We start from the raw sequence: 16,133 nt of genomic DNA, 5'->3' as shown, positions 1-16,133 counted from the left end.
GAATTTGTTGTTAAACTGATTAAATTTAAATCGTTTTTAATGAATACTTTTTTTGAAGGATAGGTTTATTGGAACGAAAGGATGCTCGACTCCTATGGGAAATGCGGAAAGGCTGAGACCCCGTAGGCTTGCCGAGGAGGCTCAGGTTTCGCCCCATGGAAAGCGAGCATCCTGTAGTGGAAATGAACATCACTCATCTTCCTTTACAAAAATTTGGTCATTATTTAACAAGATTATTTTTCAACAGCTTGAAAAGAAGACTGTCGAATGACAGTCTTCTTTTTACGCATTTTATGGCAAAAATTTACATAATCTAATAGTATTACAAACTTTTCGACAATTTGTAACACTCCTGTAATGGTTTTCAAAATCATATTTTGGTAGACTTACATTATCAATAAAGGGGAGAGACAGATATGAATAGGCAATTTGTAATCGCTTTAGTATGCTTACTTAGCATGGTATTTTTTACAACTAAATCACAAGCAGCATCTACAAATGACATTAAAAAAGGGATGTCTGGAAAAGTAGTTATGCAATTACAAGTACAACTAAAGACAAAGGGCTATTTTACTGGCAATCCTACTGACTACTTTGGAAGTAAAACGGAGCTTTCATTAAAGAAATACCAAGCTGCTAAAAAGTTAAAGGTTACAGGTATTTTAGATGATCAAACTTCATTGTCTCTGTTTGGTAAAAAACTTGATACATTAATTAAGGAAAACCAAGCAACAGCTAAATTATCTTCAACGTATAACCCATACTCAAAGAAAAATCAAGTAACTACAATTGCAAAACAATATACTGGTGTACCGTATCGATTCGGCGGTACTACTACTAGAGGCTTCGATTGCTCAGGGTACGTTGGGTATGTATATAATAAAGTAGGTACAAAATTACCTCGAACTGCTACATCAATGTATAATGTAAGTTCAATTGTTAAAAAGCCCGTTCCTGGAGACTTAGTGTTCTTCAAAAATACATATAAAAAAGGCATTAGCCACGTAGGAATTTTTATGGGGAATAATAATTTTATTTCCGCAACTTCAAGTAAGGGAGTAGCGATTGTTAGTCTTTCTAACTCATATTGGAAAGGAAAATTCGCTGGCTCAGGTAGTGTAATCGACTAATATAAAGCAATTTACTTTTCTATAAGAAAGGTAGATTGCTTTTTTTATATATTAAGAATGTTGCAACCAAGCCCCTGTCTTCTTCATTCGACGAGTTTTCTTTATTATTTGGGTCTTTTCATAAAAAGTTCTTTATTACTAAACTAGTTAATAGAATCCAAATGCTATAATGACTGTTAATAATGAAGTATTCTTATTATCTGACTTTATAGGAGTTGGTCTACATAACGTTTATTTACTTTATGGTTTTTGCATTTGGTCTAGTTTTTGGTTCTTTTTTTAATGTAGTTGGACTAAGAGTACCATTAGGTAAATCAATCATCTCACCTCGTTCACATTGTATGAAGTGTGGTCATACACTCCGACCGATTGAGCTGATACCCGTATTTTCTTTTACTTTTCAAAAAGGAAAATGTCGAGTGTGTGGAATACATTTACCTAAAATTTATTTATTAGTGGAAATCTTAACAGGCACTTTATTTGTGCTTGCAATCTATGAAATAGGTTTTAAAACGGAACTAATTGTAGCATTATCACTCATTTCATTATTAATGATTATTGTTGTTTCGGATGTTACCTATATGATCATTTCTGATCGCATACTAGTAATCTTTCTTATTTTATTTGTTTTCGAACGCTCTTTCATTCCATTGTATCCATATTGGAGTAGTGTTATAGGTGCAATAGGAGCTTTTTTATTCATGTTACTTATTACACTAATTAGTAAAGGTGGAATGGGTGGAGGGGATATTAAATTATTCGGTGTGTTAGGTTTTCTTTTAGGTTGGAAATTAACTCTAGTTACTTTTATGCTTGCTTGTTTTGCTGGTACTATTTTTGGTCTTGTCATCATATTAATGGATAAAATAAAGCGGAGAAATCCAATCCCATTTGGTCCATTTATTGCGATAGGTGCGTTAATTAGTTATTTTTATGGAGAAGAGATAGTAAGATGGTATATTAGATTTTTATGATAAATGATGAAAGGCTATTTAGTAGAATATTTCATTCAACTAGATAGCCCATATTTTTTAAGAAAGTAATTTTTCTTCTACACTCTTTCTAACTGAATCCCAATATTTCTTATTTTCCACAAAAGTTGTGCGAATTGACTTTAATACAGCCGTTTGCTTTTCTTGGAAATTTGGATCATCTTTTGCTGGGAAATCTTTTTTCATTTCAGCTACAAGTTCTTCGATTTCGGCAGAACGTGGACCCCAAACCTTTACTTCATTTCCTTCTTCATCCATAAAAATAAAGATTGGAATCGAACGAGATTTGCCATTCGTTAAGTATTGATCCATTAATTCTAGGTTCTCATCTCGAATTAGAAAGCGAGTGTCAATGCTAGCGATTTCCATCATTTTTTGAATGACTGGTACATTCAGTAATGCGTCACCACACCAGTCTGCTGTTAAAGTTACTACTTTCCAATTTTTCTCTTTTAATTGAGTAAGCTTTTGAGAAGTTTCGTCTGGAATTATTACTTCATTATAGATTTTTTGAAGCTCCTCTTTGTTAACAGACATTGAATCTACGTACTCTTGAAACGACATTCCTTTTTCGAACCAAACATTTAATGTCATAGCCAAACACTCCTTTTTCTCTTGATAAATAGTATTATACCGTAATCCTAATTAGAAGGAATGTAAAAAGACTTGCAGAATTAATAATACAGTATATGTTTTATATGCAGTTACATAGGAGGGGAAAAAATTGAGCACGCCTATTGAGATATCGAAAAACCGGAAGCGCTTTCCAAAGTGGATTAAAATTACTTCACAAATCTTAATCGCAATTGTTTTAGTCATCGCGGGGTCTGCATTGTATTTAACAAAAAAGTCATTACCAAGTATTAAAGGGAATTTATCGATTGGAGCATTAAATCATAATGTATCGGTCATAAGAGATGAAAAAGGAGTACCTCATATAAATGCGAAGAGCTTACATGATTTATATGTAGCACAAGGATTTGTTACTGCACAAGATCGATTATTTCAAATGGATTTGAGCAGGAGACAAGCTTCTGGACAATTAAGTGAAGTAATAGGCGATGCAACAGTTGACCGTGATTCATATTTTCGAACTCTAGGCTTAAGAAGAGCAGCAGAAGCATCCTATAGTGCATACTCGAAAGATGCTCAAAATGTCCTGAATTGGTATGCAGATGGAGTAAATGCGTATATCAAATATGCAATAAAACATAGTAAATTACCGGTAGAATTTAAAATTTTGAAATATAAACCAACTAAATGGTCTGCAATTGATTCTTTAGCAATTGGTAAATATATGGCATTCGATTTAGGCGGTCATTGGAATGAGCAAGCATTTCGTTATTATGCTATGAATAAATTTTCAAAAGAAAAGGCATTGGAGCTCTTCCCTGCAAATAATGACCTAGATCCATATATTATTCCTAGTAATACTTCAAAAATTGATGTAGAAAAGAGCTTTGCTAGCGCGATTATCCCACCGGTATGGAATGGTAGTAATGATTGGGTAGTAAGTGGATCCAAAACTAAATCTGGAAAGCCGCTATTAGCAGACGATCCTCATTTAGGATTAGCGACACCTTCAATCTGGTATGAAACACAATTGAAATCTGGTGCAATGAATGTTAGCGGAGTCATTTTTGCCGGAGTACCGGGGATTATCGTTGGTCATAATGAACATATTGCCTGGGGAGTAACAAATGTAGGACCAGACGTTCAAGATTTATATATAGAAAAGCGAAATCCTAATAAAAAGGATGAATTCTTATATGATGGTAAATGGGAAAAAGCAAATGTTGTTAATGAAACAATTAAAATCAAAGGCAAGAAAAATAAAGTATTACCTGTTATGATTACACGACACGGTCCAGTAATCTCCGAATTTGCTAGCGATGCAGGTAAGAATACTGTATTCTCACTACAATGGACGGCACTCCAACCAACAACAGAATTAGAAGCAGTTTTAAAATTTGATGCTGCTAATGACTGGAATTCATTTAAAAAAGGATTAGATTTATTTGAAGCACCTGCACAAAATTTTGTCTTTGCTTCAGATGATGGAACAATTGCTTACCGAGCAAATGGTAAAATTCCAATTCGTAAAAAAGGCGATGGCTTAATGCCGGTACCAGGTTGGACGAGTGATTATGGTTGGAAAAGCTATATTCCATATGATGAATTGCCAACCTCAATTAATCCAAAGGAAGGATTCATTTCGACTGCTAATAATAAAGTAGTAGATGATTCATATCCATACCATATCTCACATTCATGGGCTCAGCCTTATCGCCAATTACGTATACAAGAAGTATTAAAACAGAGTAATCAGCTTACTGAGAAAGATATGCAAAATTTACAAATGGACGTATTAAACTTACAGGCTAGAGAACACACACCAAAATTTATTAAATCAATCAAACAAAATGAAGACAAATTATCGTCTGTTGAAAAGTCTGCTTTAAATGAACTTGAAAAATGGGATTATAAAGATGATAAAAATGAAGCTTCTCCACTTATTTTCCAAACATGGATGACAGAAATCAATAATGCATTATTCAATAAACAGATTTCAAAAGATATGATGGAATTATTTGGAGACCGTAAAGTAGTAGTTGATCAATTATTACGAGATAGCTTGAATGGTAAGAAAGTTATCTGGATTGATGAACAAGGCGGAATTGATCAATTATTATTAAAAACGTACAAAAAAACAATTAAAAATATTAGTAAAGAAGATGGAACGACTGTTTCAAGTTGGAAATGGGGCGACCACCATAAAGTAGCTTTTAAACATCCATTATCAAGTATAAAAATTTTAAGCTACTTCTTTAATGCTAAAGATCCGATACCTGTAGGAGGTAGCGCTACTACGGTAAAAGCGGCAGGTTATGACGAAAATGGAATCGTAGACCATGGAGCGGCATGGAGAACAGTTGTTGACTTCTCAGACTTAAGTAAATCAGTAAATATTGTAGGGCCAGGACAATCTGGAAACATCGGTAGTAAATGGTATAGTGATCAAATGGAAGACTGGGCAAATGGAATTTACCATACTACAGTAATGAAGAATGTGAAAGGTACAGAAGAAACATTAGAGGCCGGCAATTAATTTCAATCAGTCTGAATAAATCAGAATTTTATCGGACAGACCTTTTGGAGGTCTGTTCAGACTGTTGACAAACGCTCGCTTTCTTCGTTGCTTCGCCTGACTGCGGTGCTCATTACCGTCTAAGGGTAACTCCGCTCCTCGCCAGGCTTCGCGCCTCGAAAGACAAGCGTTTTCAATCAGTCTGAAAATCAGATAAATAGGACTTTGTCTACACACTGGACAGACCTTTTGGAGGTCTGTTTTTTTGTACAATAAGAAAATATAAATTGTCAGCGGTATGGCTGATTTGAAATGTTTCTATGACTATTGACTCAATGTTTCTATTCTCTACCATTTATGCCTTTCTAATTTCTTTCCTTTACATAAGTCTTATACTAAAATATTTAAAAAGATTATTTTATTTGTTTAAAAAGGGGGGCTGTGAAATGGATGAAATGGGTTTAGTTTTAGAAGGCGGTGGAATGAGAGGAATCTATACTGCTGGGGTTCTTGATTATTTTATCGAACAAAATATTGAGATTCCTTATGTAATTGGAGTATCAGCAGGTGCGTGTATGGGTACATCTTATCTTTCAAAACAACATGGACGTAATAAGCGAGTAAATACAGAATTTTTGCAGCATCCAGATTATATTTCGTTTAAAAATTTAATTCGCAATAAGCAGCTTTTTGGTATGGACTTATTATTTGATATTATACCGAATGAATTAGATCCGTTTGATTTTGATGCATTTTATAAAGCCGAGCAAAAATTTGTTGTTGGGACTACAGACTGTATTACTGGAGAACCTACTTATTTTGATAAGGATCAAATTGTAGAATCAACAGACATGTTAAATATTATTCGGGCTTCGAGCTCTTTACCTTTAATGGCTCCGATTGTTAAGTTTAATGAACATTTCTTAATGGATGGTGGCATTTCAGATCCAATTCCTATTCGAAAATCGGAAGCTGATGGAAATCGAAAAAACATTGTTGTATTAACAAGAAATGCTGGATACCGTAAAAAACCTTCAAAAGGTACTTGGTATTTACAAAGAAAATATAAAGACTATCCTGGACTTGTTAACGCTGTATTGAATCGATATGAAGTTTATAATAATCAGCTTGATTATATTGAAGAGCAAGAAAAAGCCGGGAATATATTTGTCATACGCCCTTTACAAAAGTTAAAAGTTGGGCGAATTGAACGAAATAAAGCTCGATTATTAGAGTTATATAAAGAAGGCTATGAAGATGCTAAGCGTCTTAGCGAACAAATTCAAGAATTTCTATCATATGAAAAAACGACCTGCTAAAAATAGGTCGTTTTTTTATTGATTAGGGGGAAAGGGAGTTAATCAATTAGTTCTTATTGTTATTATTGTTATTGTTATTTTTGTTATTATTGTTCATCATATTGTTCATCATATGTTGCATCATTACCATATCGACACCTAAACATGGATTCATGCAACCACAGTTACTTCTTTTTCTAAAGCAACAACATCTGCATCTACAGTGACAATCATGTTGATGGCAATCACAACGATCTCTATGACAGTCATCACAATCACAACGTCTTCTTCTACAATCATCACAATCACAGTCATTACGTCTACATCGACTTGAGTTCATGTTGACTTGGTCTTGGTTGTTCCACATCGTAGAACACCTCCTTGAATAATCTACATAAACAAAGTATGCATAGATGTCCCATCTAGGAAAGGCTAGTACCTAAAAATAAAATAAAAAAGCACATAATCTAAAAAAAGAAGATTATGTGCCTTATTATTTTTAATGTGGGAAGAAAACCAATTGAATTAAGAATAAGATTCCAAATAAATAAATGACTGGTTTAACTTCTTTTGCTTTCCCTTTAATTACTTTTAATAACGGATAAGTAATAAATCCAAGTGCAATACCTGTAGCGATACTTGAAGTTAATGGCATTGTAATCACAACAAGGAATGCAGGGAATGCTTCTTCAAAATTGTCCCATTCGATATGGCGAACACTACCAATCATTAAACAACCAACTACGATTAATGAAGGTGATGTAATAGCAGCCACATCCGAAAGCGAATTAACAAGTGGGCTAAAGAAAGCTGCAAAAACGAAAAGTAATGCAACGACAAGTGCTGTTAAACCTGTTCTTCCTCCAGCAGCTACACCGGCTGATGATTCAATATAAGCTGTCGTAGGTGAAGTACCGAACATTGCACCAATTGTTGTACCGATTGAATCAGAAAGCATTGCGCGACCTGTACGCTTTTCATCCTTTTTATTTAAAAGACCTGCTTGAGAAGCTACTCCTAAAAAAGTTCCAGTTGTATCAAAGATTGTAACTAGTAAGAATGAAAAAACAACAGAGTATAAACCATAATGAACTACATCAGAAACAGCAGTAATTGGGTTTGCAACAATGATTTTCTCAGGTAATGATGGTAATGAGAAAATGCTTCCTTTAATGTGTAACTGACCAGTAAGCCCTGCAATGATTGCAGTTGAAACCATTCCAAAGAATAGTGCTCCATTTACATTTAATGCAAATAATATAACAGTAATGGCAAGTCCAACTAAAGTTAAGATTACTTCTTTTGAATGAAGGTCTCCTAAACCAACAAGGTTACTTGGATTAGCAACGATAATATGAGATAGTCTCAAACCGATAAAAGCGATAAATAATCCAATTCCAACGCTAATTGCATGTTTTAATGTATTTGGAATTGCTTCTATTAAATGTGTTCTAAATTTCGTTAAAGATAAGATCACGAATAAAATACCTGTAACAAAAACAGCAGAGAATGCTAATTGATAAGAAATTCCATGCGCTTTAGAAACAACAGAATATGCAAAATATGCATTCATACCCATTCCTGGAGCAATGGCAATTGGATAATTTCCGAACAATGCCATGAATAATGTTCCAGCTAATGTTGCGATAATAGTAGCTGTGAATGCTTGATGGAATGGAACACCAGCATCAGATAAAATAATTGGATTAACAATGATAATATAAGCCATTGTTAAAAATGTAGTAAAACCAGCTATGATTTCTGTTCGAACAGATGTGTTAGCATCTTTTAATTTAAACATAAATGTACTCCTTAGTTAAAAATACGAATATTATACTCAACAGTTATTAATAATATTCGTTTTATTTCCAAAGTGCAATACCTTTTTATAATTTAACCTCACTTTTTTTTACCGTTAAAGTTGAGTATTCCCAAAAGAGCGAAATGGGTATGCTATATCTGAATTATTTAAAAAGGAGGAAGTATTTAATGACTCAAAAACAGTTTCCAACTAAGTTCACTCCCCAACATCAAAATAAGCAACCTGGTATAGAAAAGGAAATGAATCCCATCCCAATTTCAGATGATCCAAATTACACTTCAAGTGGTAAATTAAAAGATAAAGTAGCGATCATAACGGGAGGAGATAGTGGTATCGGAAAAGCAGTGGCAATTCTTTTTGCAAAAGAAGGGGCGTCCGTTTTTATCCCGTATTTTGATGAAGATGTAGATGCAGAGGATACGAAAAAAATCATTCATGCTTTAGGTGGCACATGTGAAATTATGAGATGTGATATTCGAACAGAGGAAGTTTGTAAACAAATTGTTCAAAATACAATGAATGCTTTTGGAAAAATCAACATTTTAGTAAACAATGCTGCTGTTCAATATCCGCAAAAGAACTTAGAAGACATAACCGAAGAGCAATTAAGAAAAACCTTTGAAACAAATATTTTTCCTATGTTTTTCTTATCAAAAGCATGTCTTTCACATATGAAGCAAGGGGATTCCATCATTAATACTGCATCAGTAACAGCTTACGAAGGGCATGACCAATTATTGGATTATTCTGCTACAAAAGGGGCAATTGTGACATTTACTCGTTCTCTATCTACAAATCTTGCCCAAAAAGGGATTCGTGTAAATGGCGTTGCGCCAGGTCCGATTTGGACACCTTTAATTCCAGCAAGTTTCGATGAACAAAAAGTAGCAAAATTTGGCGACACAACTCCAATGAAAAGAGCGGGACAACCAGTTGAAGTTGCACCTGCATATCTATACTTAGCAAGCAATGAAGCATCATTTGTTACCGGGCAAATCATTCATGTAAATGGAGGAGTAATTGTAAACGGATAGTAAAAAAATGGTGCCATTACGCGATAGAGTAAATGGCACCGTTTTTACTTAATATTTAGGTTGAAATGTGTGACAGCATGTTTCACCACTATGCGCGGCTGAACTAGTAAGTTCACCTTCTAATACTGCATTTTCAATTGTTAAGTCATAGTCATTTGAGTATTCATATGCTTCAGTTTGTACAATAATTGAGCTTGCTTGGCAGAAGTTACCTTGACCCCAATAATTACAATTTGCAACACTACATCTAATTTCTGGCATGACAACGCCCTCCTTTCATTTTATTTTCTACATACTTTGTAATCTCATACAGATTTAAACAATGACCTTCTGTGGAATTTTCTGTGATAATATTGTAAACTTTTGTAAGATAGAAGGAGTTAAGAAGACTTTTATCGAATCAAAACTCTGATTAAGTATAGGAGGAGAACATATATGAACTGGGAAACTACTTATGAAAAATGGATTCAATCACCAACATTAGATAAAGAGTTACAAGAGCAATTAAACGAACTTAAGAATAATCAACTTATACTTAAAGAAAGCTTCTATCGTAATTTAGAATTTGGAACTGGTGGTATGCGTGGGGAAATCGGTCCTGGTACGAATCGAATGAACATTTATACAATTCGTAAAGCATCAGCTGGATTTGCTAAATATATTGAAAGCTTTGGAGAAGAAGCGAAAAACCGAGGAGTAGCAATTGCTTTTGATTCACGTCATAAAAGCCCTGAATTTGCAATGGAAGCTGCAAAAACACTTGCTACATATGGAATTAAAGCATACGTATTCAATGAATTACGTCCAACACCAGAATTATCATTTGCTGTACGCCAATTAAACTGCTTCGGTGGAATTGTTATTACAGCTAGTCATAATCCACCAGAATATAACGGATTTAAAGTTTATGGTGACGATGGCGGGCAATTACCTCCTGCAGCTGCAGACCAAGTAATTGAGTATGTTAATTCATTTGAAAATGAATTAGAAATTGAAGTTCAATCTGAGCAAGAATTAGTTGAAAAAGGCTTAATACATAGATTAGATGAGAAAATGGATCAATTATATGTTGAGCAATTAAAAACGGTTATCGTGAACAATGAATTAGTAAAAAATCACGGGAAAGACTTAAAAATTGTCTTTACACCATTACACGGTACAGCATTAGTTCCTGCAACAATGTCATTAAATGCTGTTGGATTTGAAAATGTAACTGTAGTAGAAGAGCAAGCGAAAGCAGACCCAAATTTTACAACAGTAAAATCACCAAATCCTGAAGAACATGCTGCGTTTGAATATGCGATTCGATACGGCAAAGAAATCGATGCTGATGTATTAATTGCAACTGATCCTGATGCTGACAGATTAGGAATTGCTACTAAAAATGAAAACGGCGAATATGTAGTACTTACTGGAAATCAAACAGGTGCATTAATGCTACATTACTTATTAAGCCAACAAGATGTACCATCTAATGGACTATTACTGAAAACAATCGTTACTTCTGAGTTTGGTCAAGTAATCGCATCAAGTTTTGGTGTTAGAACAATTGATACTTTAACAGGATTTAAGTTCATTGGGGAAAAAATTAAAGAATATGAACAAACAAATGAATACTCGTTCTTATTCGGATATGAAGAAAGCTATGGTTATTTAATTAAACCGTTTGTTCGTGATAAAGATGCAGTTCAAGCAACTATTCTTGCTGCTGAAATTGCTACTTTCTATAAAACAAAAGGTATGACTTTATATGAAGGTTTAAATAGCCTATACGATCAATATGGTTTTTACTTAGAGGGCCTTAAATCATTAACATTAAAAGGAATCGAAGGAACAGAGAAAATCCAAGCGATTTTAACAAACTACCGTCAAAATCCACCGGCTGATATAAATGGCTTAAAAGTTGTTACTGTTGAAGACTATAAGCTTCAAGAGAAAACTTCTTTACAATCAGGTGAAAAAGAACAGATTCTTTTACCAAAATCGAATGTATTAAAGTATCACCTTGAAGATGGATCATGGGTATGCTTACGTCCTTCTGGAACTGAGCCGAAAATTAAGTTCTATTTTGGAATTGTTGGAGAAACTCGTGAAGATAGCATCCAAAAATTGGATAGTATACAACAAGCGTTTATGGAAAAAATTCAGTTATTAGTCTAATAAATAACTGTTTAATCGGAACGATTGAGAACAGTTAAAAAGAGCGACTAGTTAGTCGCTCTTTTCTTATTTAAATGTATTACGTTTCTAATGAGGAAACAAATGATTGTTCCTGTATACTTTCATCTCTAGTGGCATGCTCTATATGTTGAAACATGTCCTTTAATTTTTCGTCAATGATCGCTAAGTCTCGTTCGTATTTAAAGGCATGTAGAAAATGTTCGATACGCTTCGAAAAAAGCTCGTCTTTCGTATTTACCATTAACACTAGGAGCTTATCCCATTGACAACAATAAGTGTAATACAATGCTAAATCATAATCGGATTGTACTTGCATTGTGTACCTCCTTCTAGAGGGTACACTTAGTTTATGGCGAAAAAGTTTAATTAGCCATGAGAGAATTTAACAATGGGTAAAAACAGAAGACAGGTAAAAAAAGGGAGCATAAAGTTGTAAAATGAATCATCTTTTCTGCACTAATGAATAATTAATTCGGGACATGGGATAATAAGATTGAGAAGATAAAGATTTAAATTAAGTAAAATTTTATTTTCATTAAACTTATTTTTTGCTATTCGAAAAACGAGCAAGGACTTCAATAAAAATTGCTATAGTTTTGCTTAAGAAAAATAAAATGAAACGTATGAATTTTTTTCATACGTTTTTTTATTTTTTTATTTGTTACAAACAATTGTGAATTTAGGCATATGAATATAAATAGAGAGTTGACTATTCTTACATTAATTCGATTTTCTGCTCATAGAATAATACAAGAAGAGACAGGAGGAGAGTGTGATGAAAGCCAGCGAATATAGAGCATTGGAATATGCGATTGATGAAATTACCGAAATTGCGAAAGGTTTTGGGCTAGATTACTACCCAATGCGCTATGAAATCTGTCCTGCAGATATCATTTATACTTTTGGTGCTTATGGTATGCCAACAAGATTCTCCCACTGGAGCTTCGGTAAACAATTTTACAAAATGAAGCTTCATTATGATTTAGGGTTAAGTAAAATTTATGAGCTCGTTATTAATTCAGATCCATGTTATGCATTTTTATTAGATACAAACTCGCTCGTTCAAAATAAATTAATTGTAGCCCATGTATTAGCTCACTGTGACTTTTTTAAGAATAATATTCGTTTTTCGAATACAAAAAGAGATATGGTTGAAAGTATGGCGGCTACTGCAGAGCGAATTAAACAATATGAACATACTTACGGAAAGCAAGAAGTAGAAACCTTTTTAGATGCAGTACTTTCTATTCAAGAACATATTGATCCATCCTTAATCCGTCCAAAATTAGCTTATGAATTGGAAACTGACTTTCCGATGAAAGAGAAAAAACGGGTCACACCATATGATGATTTATGGAATATGGATCAAAGTAAAGAAAAGAAAAACGATTCAAATCTTATTCCAATTAAGCGTAAGCAATTCCCTCCACAGCCAGAAAAAGACATCCTATTATTTATTGAAGAATACTCGAGAGAGCTAGAAGAATGGCAACGAGACATTATGACGATGCTCCGTGAGGAAATGCTTTATTTTTGGCCTCAGCTTGAAACAAAAATTATGAATGAAGGCTGGGCAAGTTATTGGCACATCCGAATCATGCGTGAACTAAACCTCGATTCCAATGAAGCGATCGAGTACGCAAAGCTAAATGCAGGAGTAGTTCAACCATCGAAAACAAGCATTAATCCATATTATTTAGGGCTAAGAATGTTTGAAGATATAGAAGAACGATATAATCATCCAACAAAAGAAATGAGAGAACTAGGTGTAAAACCTGGCAGCGGAAGAGAAAAAATGTTTGAAGTACGTGAGTTAGAGTCTGATAGTTCATTTATCCGAAACTATCTAACGAAAGAACTAGTAATGCGGGAAGATATGTACTTGTTCCAGCGTCAAGGTAAGGAATATAAAGTCACAGATAAGGCATGGGAAAATGTAAGAGACCAGCTTGTCGTTAGCCGGGTTAATGGAGGATTCCCTTATATTGTTGTTCAAGAAGGCGATTATTTAAAAAATGGTGAGTTGTACTTGAAACATTCCTATGAAAATATGGAACTTGATGTGAAGTATGTTGAAAAGGTAATGCCGTATATTCATCAATTGTGGGGTAGAGGAGTTCATTTAGAGACAAATATTGAAGGGAAGTCTGTATTGTTTAGTTATGATGGGAAGAATATTCATCGGAAGTATATTTGATTATTGACTATAAAAAAGGATATTAAAGTATGCTAAAAAATAAAAATCTTTAAGTTTCTCTAATAAGATTAATCAAAAAACATCATTCGATTAGAATGGTGTTTTTTATTGTTATTTTTTCACTAAATGAATGTATTCGAACAATCTAACGTGAATTTTCACTTAATAAAATTCCATTTTCTTGATCTTTACAAAGTGATATTACATTAAAAGTGAGAATAGGATTTATAGGAAGGAGGCGAACTATATGTTATCTGTATGCTCTAAAATGATAGTTGCATATGATCATTCTGAATTAGGTAAAAAGGCATTAGAAAAGGCTATGAATATAGCTAAACAAGATAAAGAGATAGAATTGATTGTTATTATGGTTATTAATATACCCTATACCGTTTCTTACTATCGTATGATGCGTAATGCAGAACTCCAAGCAGCCAAGGAAATACTTAATGAAATTGAAAAAAAGTTAAATTCACTACCAAACAAGTCAAAAACATGTGTATTGGAAGGAAACCCTATTGAAAAGATTTTGGATTTTGTTAAGCAAGAAGACGGTGATCTTATTGTGATGGGGAGTCGTGGTTTGAGTGGATTAAAGGAAATTTTCCTAGGCAGTGTCAGTCATAATGTATTGCATAAAGCTACTTGCCCGGTATTAATTGTTAGATAATCAAGTATTTATGTATTTTTAAAGATTTTGAAATCATTAGAAAAATCATGATTTAGTCATTACATATTAGGATTTTTAAACAGTGTAACTACCAACTTTCCCTTCAAAATATATTTCAATTTACCACCTATTAAAACTGTTCTTTAGATCTTAAGTAGATTAAGTATCGAACTACTTTTACAAATTTAATGTAGTTCAATGAATACAGCTAAATTATATGATTCTACTAATGGGTAGCGAGGTATTTAAAAAAAATAATCGAAATTAGTATAGGAGGAAGAAAAGGATGTTAAATGTATGTTCAAGAATAGTAGTTCCATATGATAATTCTGAATTAAGTAAAAAAGCATTGGACAGGGCTATCACATTAGCAAAACAAAATAAAAGTATCGAATTGAATGTAATTACAGTATTTCATGTACCGGTTGATGTTACTTATTATGGAACGTTGAATATAGACGAGATACGCCAAACTGAATATGAGATAGCAAAAATAGCACTTAATGAAGTAAATAAAAAGCTGGAAGAACTTCCTAACCGTACAGAAACATTCGTTTTGGAAGGTATTCCTTCGTGTACTATTGTTGATTTTATTAATAGTAATAATGCAGACCTTGTTGTGATGGGGAGTCGTGGTCTAAGTAAATTAAAAGAGTTGTTTTTAGGCAGTGTCAGTCATTATGTAGTACAAAAGGTGACTTGCCCGGTATTTATCGTTAAGTAATAATCCATGATAAATTATACAAAATGTTCGATTTCTAGTATTTTGTGTATGCAACAAAAAACTTGTTAATAAATAGATAATATGAACGAGCAGGGGGACGAGAATCATGGAAAATAAAAATGTTGGAAGCTATGAAGTTGTTGTTTCGGATAATCCTGTTTCTAATTTTTTATTTAACTGTAGTAAATCTGCTTGGATTTGGTTAGTTATACGTATTTACTTAGGGTACGAATGGTTTTCAGCGGGATGGGATAAAATAAATTCAGACCTTTGGACTGGTTCAAAAGCTGGAGTTGTTGTAAAAGGCTTTACTCAAGGCGCTTTAGCTAAAGCAAATTCTAATGTTGCCCATCCAGATGTAACGGGTTGGTACGCAAGTTTTTTAAAGCACACGGTATTACCAAATGCTAAATTTTTTTCATATTTAGTAGCTTATGGTGAGGTTCTTGTAGGTCTAGGACTAATTTTAGGTTTACTAACAGGGATAGCTGCTTTTTTTGGTAGTTTGATGAGTGTAAGCTATTTATTTGCAGGAACACTTAGTACTAATCCCCTTTTATTTATTCTAGCTACTTGGTTAGTATTAGGATGGAAAGTAGCAGGGTGGTATGGATTAGATAGATGGGTATTACCGTTTTTAGGAACGCCTTGGGAAAAAATGTATATAAAAGAAACAAAACAAGATACTAATAAGGTGTAATAAGTTAGATAGAAGAATAGCAATAGACTTTGTATTTCACGAGAGACGTATTAAAAAATATTCAGTCTAAAAATCTGATTTATAGAACTTTGTTTTCACACTGAAAAGAAGGCTACAATTCAGTGTGTAGACAAAGTCCTTTTTTATCTGATTTTCAGACTGATTGAAAACGCTTGTCTTTCGAGGCACGAAGCCTGGCGAGGAGCGGAGTTACCTTAGACGGTAATGAGCACCACAGGCAGGCGAAGTAACGAAGAAAGCGAGCGTTTGGCGGGCAGTCTGAAGGCTACAAAATAG

At 33.7% G+C, this 16,133-nt stretch carries 15 protein-coding genes; 10 read left to right on the top strand and 5 right to left on the bottom strand.

Annotation, left to right across the window (positions count from 1 at the left end):
* The first annotated feature begins 416 nt into the window (after positions 1–416).
* On the top strand, positions 417–1,130 hold the full coding sequence (locus tag B7R67_RS14905; RefSeq protein ID WP_088071744.1) for a C40 family peptidase: 714 nt from the start codon (positions 417–419) through the stop codon (positions 1,128–1,130).
* Positions 1,131–1,372: 242 nt separating this feature from the next.
* Positions 1,373–2,104, top strand: a complete 732-nt coding sequence (locus B7R67_RS14900) for a prepilin peptidase (RefSeq protein ID WP_208615659.1) — start codon at positions 1,373–1,375, stop codon at positions 2,102–2,104.
* Positions 2,105–2,161: 57 nt separating this feature from the next.
* On the opposite strand, the gene B7R67_RS14895 is transcribed toward B7R67_RS14900, so the two are convergent.
* The gene (locus B7R67_RS14895; RefSeq protein WP_088071742.1) at positions 2,162–2,716 is read right to left on the bottom strand and encodes a thioredoxin family protein; all 555 of its coding nucleotides are present in this window, start codon (positions 2,714–2,716) and stop codon (positions 2,162–2,164) included.
* A gap of 130 nt (positions 2,717–2,846) precedes the next feature.
* On the opposite strand from B7R67_RS14895, the gene B7R67_RS14890 reads away from it, so the two are divergent.
* Positions 2,847–5,231: a penicillin acylase family protein gene (locus B7R67_RS14890; protein WP_142289572.1), complete on the top strand. Its 2,385-nt coding sequence runs from the start codon at positions 2,847–2,849 to the stop codon at positions 5,229–5,231.
* A gap of 425 nt (positions 5,232–5,656) precedes the next feature.
* Positions 5,657–6,529 (top strand): patatin-like phospholipase family protein, encoded by an 873-nt coding sequence (locus B7R67_RS14885; protein ID WP_088071740.1) that lies wholly within the window; start codon positions 5,657–5,659, stop codon positions 6,527–6,529.
* A 150-nt stretch (positions 6,530–6,679) separates the two neighbouring features.
* Here the strand turns inward: B7R67_RS14885 and B7R67_RS22200 are convergent, their stop codons facing one another.
* Together B7R67_RS22200 and B7R67_RS14880 are read right to left on the bottom strand one after the other, a co-directional pair.
* The gene (locus B7R67_RS22200; RefSeq protein WP_158095121.1) at positions 6,680–6,823 is read right to left on the bottom strand and encodes a hypothetical protein; all 144 of its coding nucleotides are present in this window, start codon (positions 6,821–6,823) and stop codon (positions 6,680–6,682) included.
* Positions 6,824–7,007: 184 nt separating this feature from the next.
* Entirely contained in the window at positions 7,008–8,309 is a 1,302-nt protein-coding gene (locus B7R67_RS14880; protein ID WP_088071738.1) for an NCS2 family permease, read from the bottom strand.
* A gap of 188 nt (positions 8,310–8,497) precedes the next feature.
* On the opposite strand from B7R67_RS14880, the gene B7R67_RS14875 reads away from it, so the two are divergent.
* A complete protein-coding gene (locus B7R67_RS14875; protein ID WP_088071736.1) occupies positions 8,498–9,364 on the top strand; it encodes an SDR family oxidoreductase in 867 nt (288 codons plus the stop codon).
* Positions 9,365–9,412: 48 nt separating this feature from the next.
* On the opposite strand, the gene B7R67_RS14870 is transcribed toward B7R67_RS14875, so the two are convergent.
* The gene (locus B7R67_RS14870) at positions 9,413–9,625 is read right to left on the bottom strand and encodes a DUF1540 domain-containing protein (protein WP_088071734.1); all 213 of its coding nucleotides are present in this window, start codon (positions 9,623–9,625) and stop codon (positions 9,413–9,415) included.
* Positions 9,626–9,799: 174 nt separating this feature from the next.
* Here B7R67_RS14870 and B7R67_RS14865 point away from each other — a divergent pair, with 174 nt between their 5' ends.
* Positions 9,800–11,524 carry a phospho-sugar mutase gene (locus tag B7R67_RS14865; protein WP_088071732.1) on the top strand — a complete coding sequence of 575 codons (1,725 nt, stop codon included), beginning with the start codon at positions 9,800–9,802 and terminating at the stop codon, positions 11,522–11,524.
* A 79-nt stretch (positions 11,525–11,603) separates the two neighbouring features.
* Here B7R67_RS14865 and B7R67_RS14860 read toward each other — a convergent pair whose 3' ends face one another.
* Positions 11,604–11,861, bottom strand: coding sequence for a YhdB family protein (locus B7R67_RS14860; protein ID WP_088071730.1), 258 nt, complete (start codon positions 11,859–11,861; stop codon positions 11,604–11,606).
* A gap of 459 nt (positions 11,862–12,320) precedes the next feature.
* Between B7R67_RS14860 and B7R67_RS14855 the strand changes: the two genes are divergently transcribed.
* The 4 genes from B7R67_RS14855 to B7R67_RS14840 all read left to right on the top strand — a co-directional run bounded on the left by B7R67_RS14855 (position 12,321) and on the right by B7R67_RS14840 (position 15,836).
* Positions 12,321–13,742 carry a SpoVR family protein gene (locus B7R67_RS14855; RefSeq protein WP_088071729.1) on the top strand — a complete coding sequence of 474 codons (1,422 nt, stop codon included), beginning with the start codon at positions 12,321–12,323 and terminating at the stop codon, positions 13,740–13,742.
* Positions 13,743–13,989: 247 nt separating this feature from the next.
* Positions 13,990–14,412 (top strand): universal stress protein, encoded by a 423-nt coding sequence (locus B7R67_RS14850; protein WP_088071727.1) that lies wholly within the window; start codon positions 13,990–13,992, stop codon positions 14,410–14,412.
* A 286-nt stretch (positions 14,413–14,698) separates the two neighbouring features.
* Positions 14,699–15,136, top strand: a complete 438-nt coding sequence (locus B7R67_RS14845) for a universal stress protein (RefSeq protein WP_088071726.1) — start codon at positions 14,699–14,701, stop codon at positions 15,134–15,136.
* A gap of 106 nt (positions 15,137–15,242) precedes the next feature.
* A complete protein-coding gene (locus B7R67_RS14840; protein WP_088071725.1) occupies positions 15,243–15,836 on the top strand; it encodes a DoxX family membrane protein in 594 nt (197 codons plus the stop codon).
* The last annotated feature ends 297 nt before the right edge of the window (positions 15,837–16,133 follow it).

Origin of the sequence: Gottfriedia luciferensis, from assembly GCF_002156865.1 — a bacterium.
Classification (GTDB): Bacteria; Bacillota; Bacilli; order Bacillales; family Bacillaceae_G; genus Gottfriedia; species Gottfriedia luciferensis.
The sequence above is the reverse complement of the archived record's forward strand: the minus strand, read 5'-3'. Positions and strand labels throughout refer to the sequence as shown.

Excerpts from the sequence above, each read along its gene's own strand:
- B7R67_RS14905 (WP_088071744.1), top strand. The coding sequence starts at position 417 with ATGAATAGGCAATTTGTAATCGCTTTAGTATGCTTACTTAGCATGGTA.
- B7R67_RS14900 (WP_208615659.1), top strand. The coding sequence starts at position 1,373 with ATGGTTTTTGCATTTGGTCTAGTTTTTGGTTCTTTTTTTAATGTAGTT.
- B7R67_RS14895 (WP_088071742.1), bottom strand. The coding sequence starts at position 2,716 with ATGACATTAAATGTTTGGTTCGAAAAAGGAATGTCGTTTCAAGAGTAC.
- B7R67_RS14885 (WP_088071740.1), top strand. The coding sequence starts at position 5,657 with ATGGATGAAATGGGTTTAGTTTTAGAAGGCGGTGGAATGAGAGGAATC.
- B7R67_RS22200 (WP_158095121.1), bottom strand. The coding sequence starts at position 6,823 with ATGACTGTGATTGTGATGATTGTAGAAGAAGACGTTGTGATTGTGATG.
- B7R67_RS14880 (WP_088071738.1), bottom strand. The coding sequence starts at position 8,309 with ATGTTTAAATTAAAAGATGCTAACACATCTGTTCGAACAGAAATCATA.
- B7R67_RS14875 (WP_088071736.1), top strand. The coding sequence starts at position 8,498 with ATGACTCAAAAACAGTTTCCAACTAAGTTCACTCCCCAACATCAAAAT.
- B7R67_RS14870 (WP_088071734.1), bottom strand. The coding sequence starts at position 9,625 with ATGCCAGAAATTAGATGTAGTGTTGCAAATTGTAATTATTGGGGTCAA.
- B7R67_RS14865 (WP_088071732.1), top strand. The coding sequence starts at position 9,800 with ATGAACTGGGAAACTACTTATGAAAAATGGATTCAATCACCAACATTA.
- B7R67_RS14860 (WP_088071730.1), bottom strand. The coding sequence starts at position 11,861 with ATGCAAGTACAATCCGATTATGATTTAGCATTGTATTACACTTATTGT.
- B7R67_RS14855 (WP_088071729.1), top strand. The coding sequence starts at position 12,321 with ATGAAAGCCAGCGAATATAGAGCATTGGAATATGCGATTGATGAAATT.
- B7R67_RS14850 (WP_088071727.1), top strand. The coding sequence starts at position 13,990 with ATGTTATCTGTATGCTCTAAAATGATAGTTGCATATGATCATTCTGAA.
- B7R67_RS14845 (WP_088071726.1), top strand. The coding sequence starts at position 14,699 with ATGTTAAATGTATGTTCAAGAATAGTAGTTCCATATGATAATTCTGAA.
- B7R67_RS14840 (WP_088071725.1), top strand. The coding sequence starts at position 15,243 with ATGGAAAATAAAAATGTTGGAAGCTATGAAGTTGTTGTTTCGGATAAT.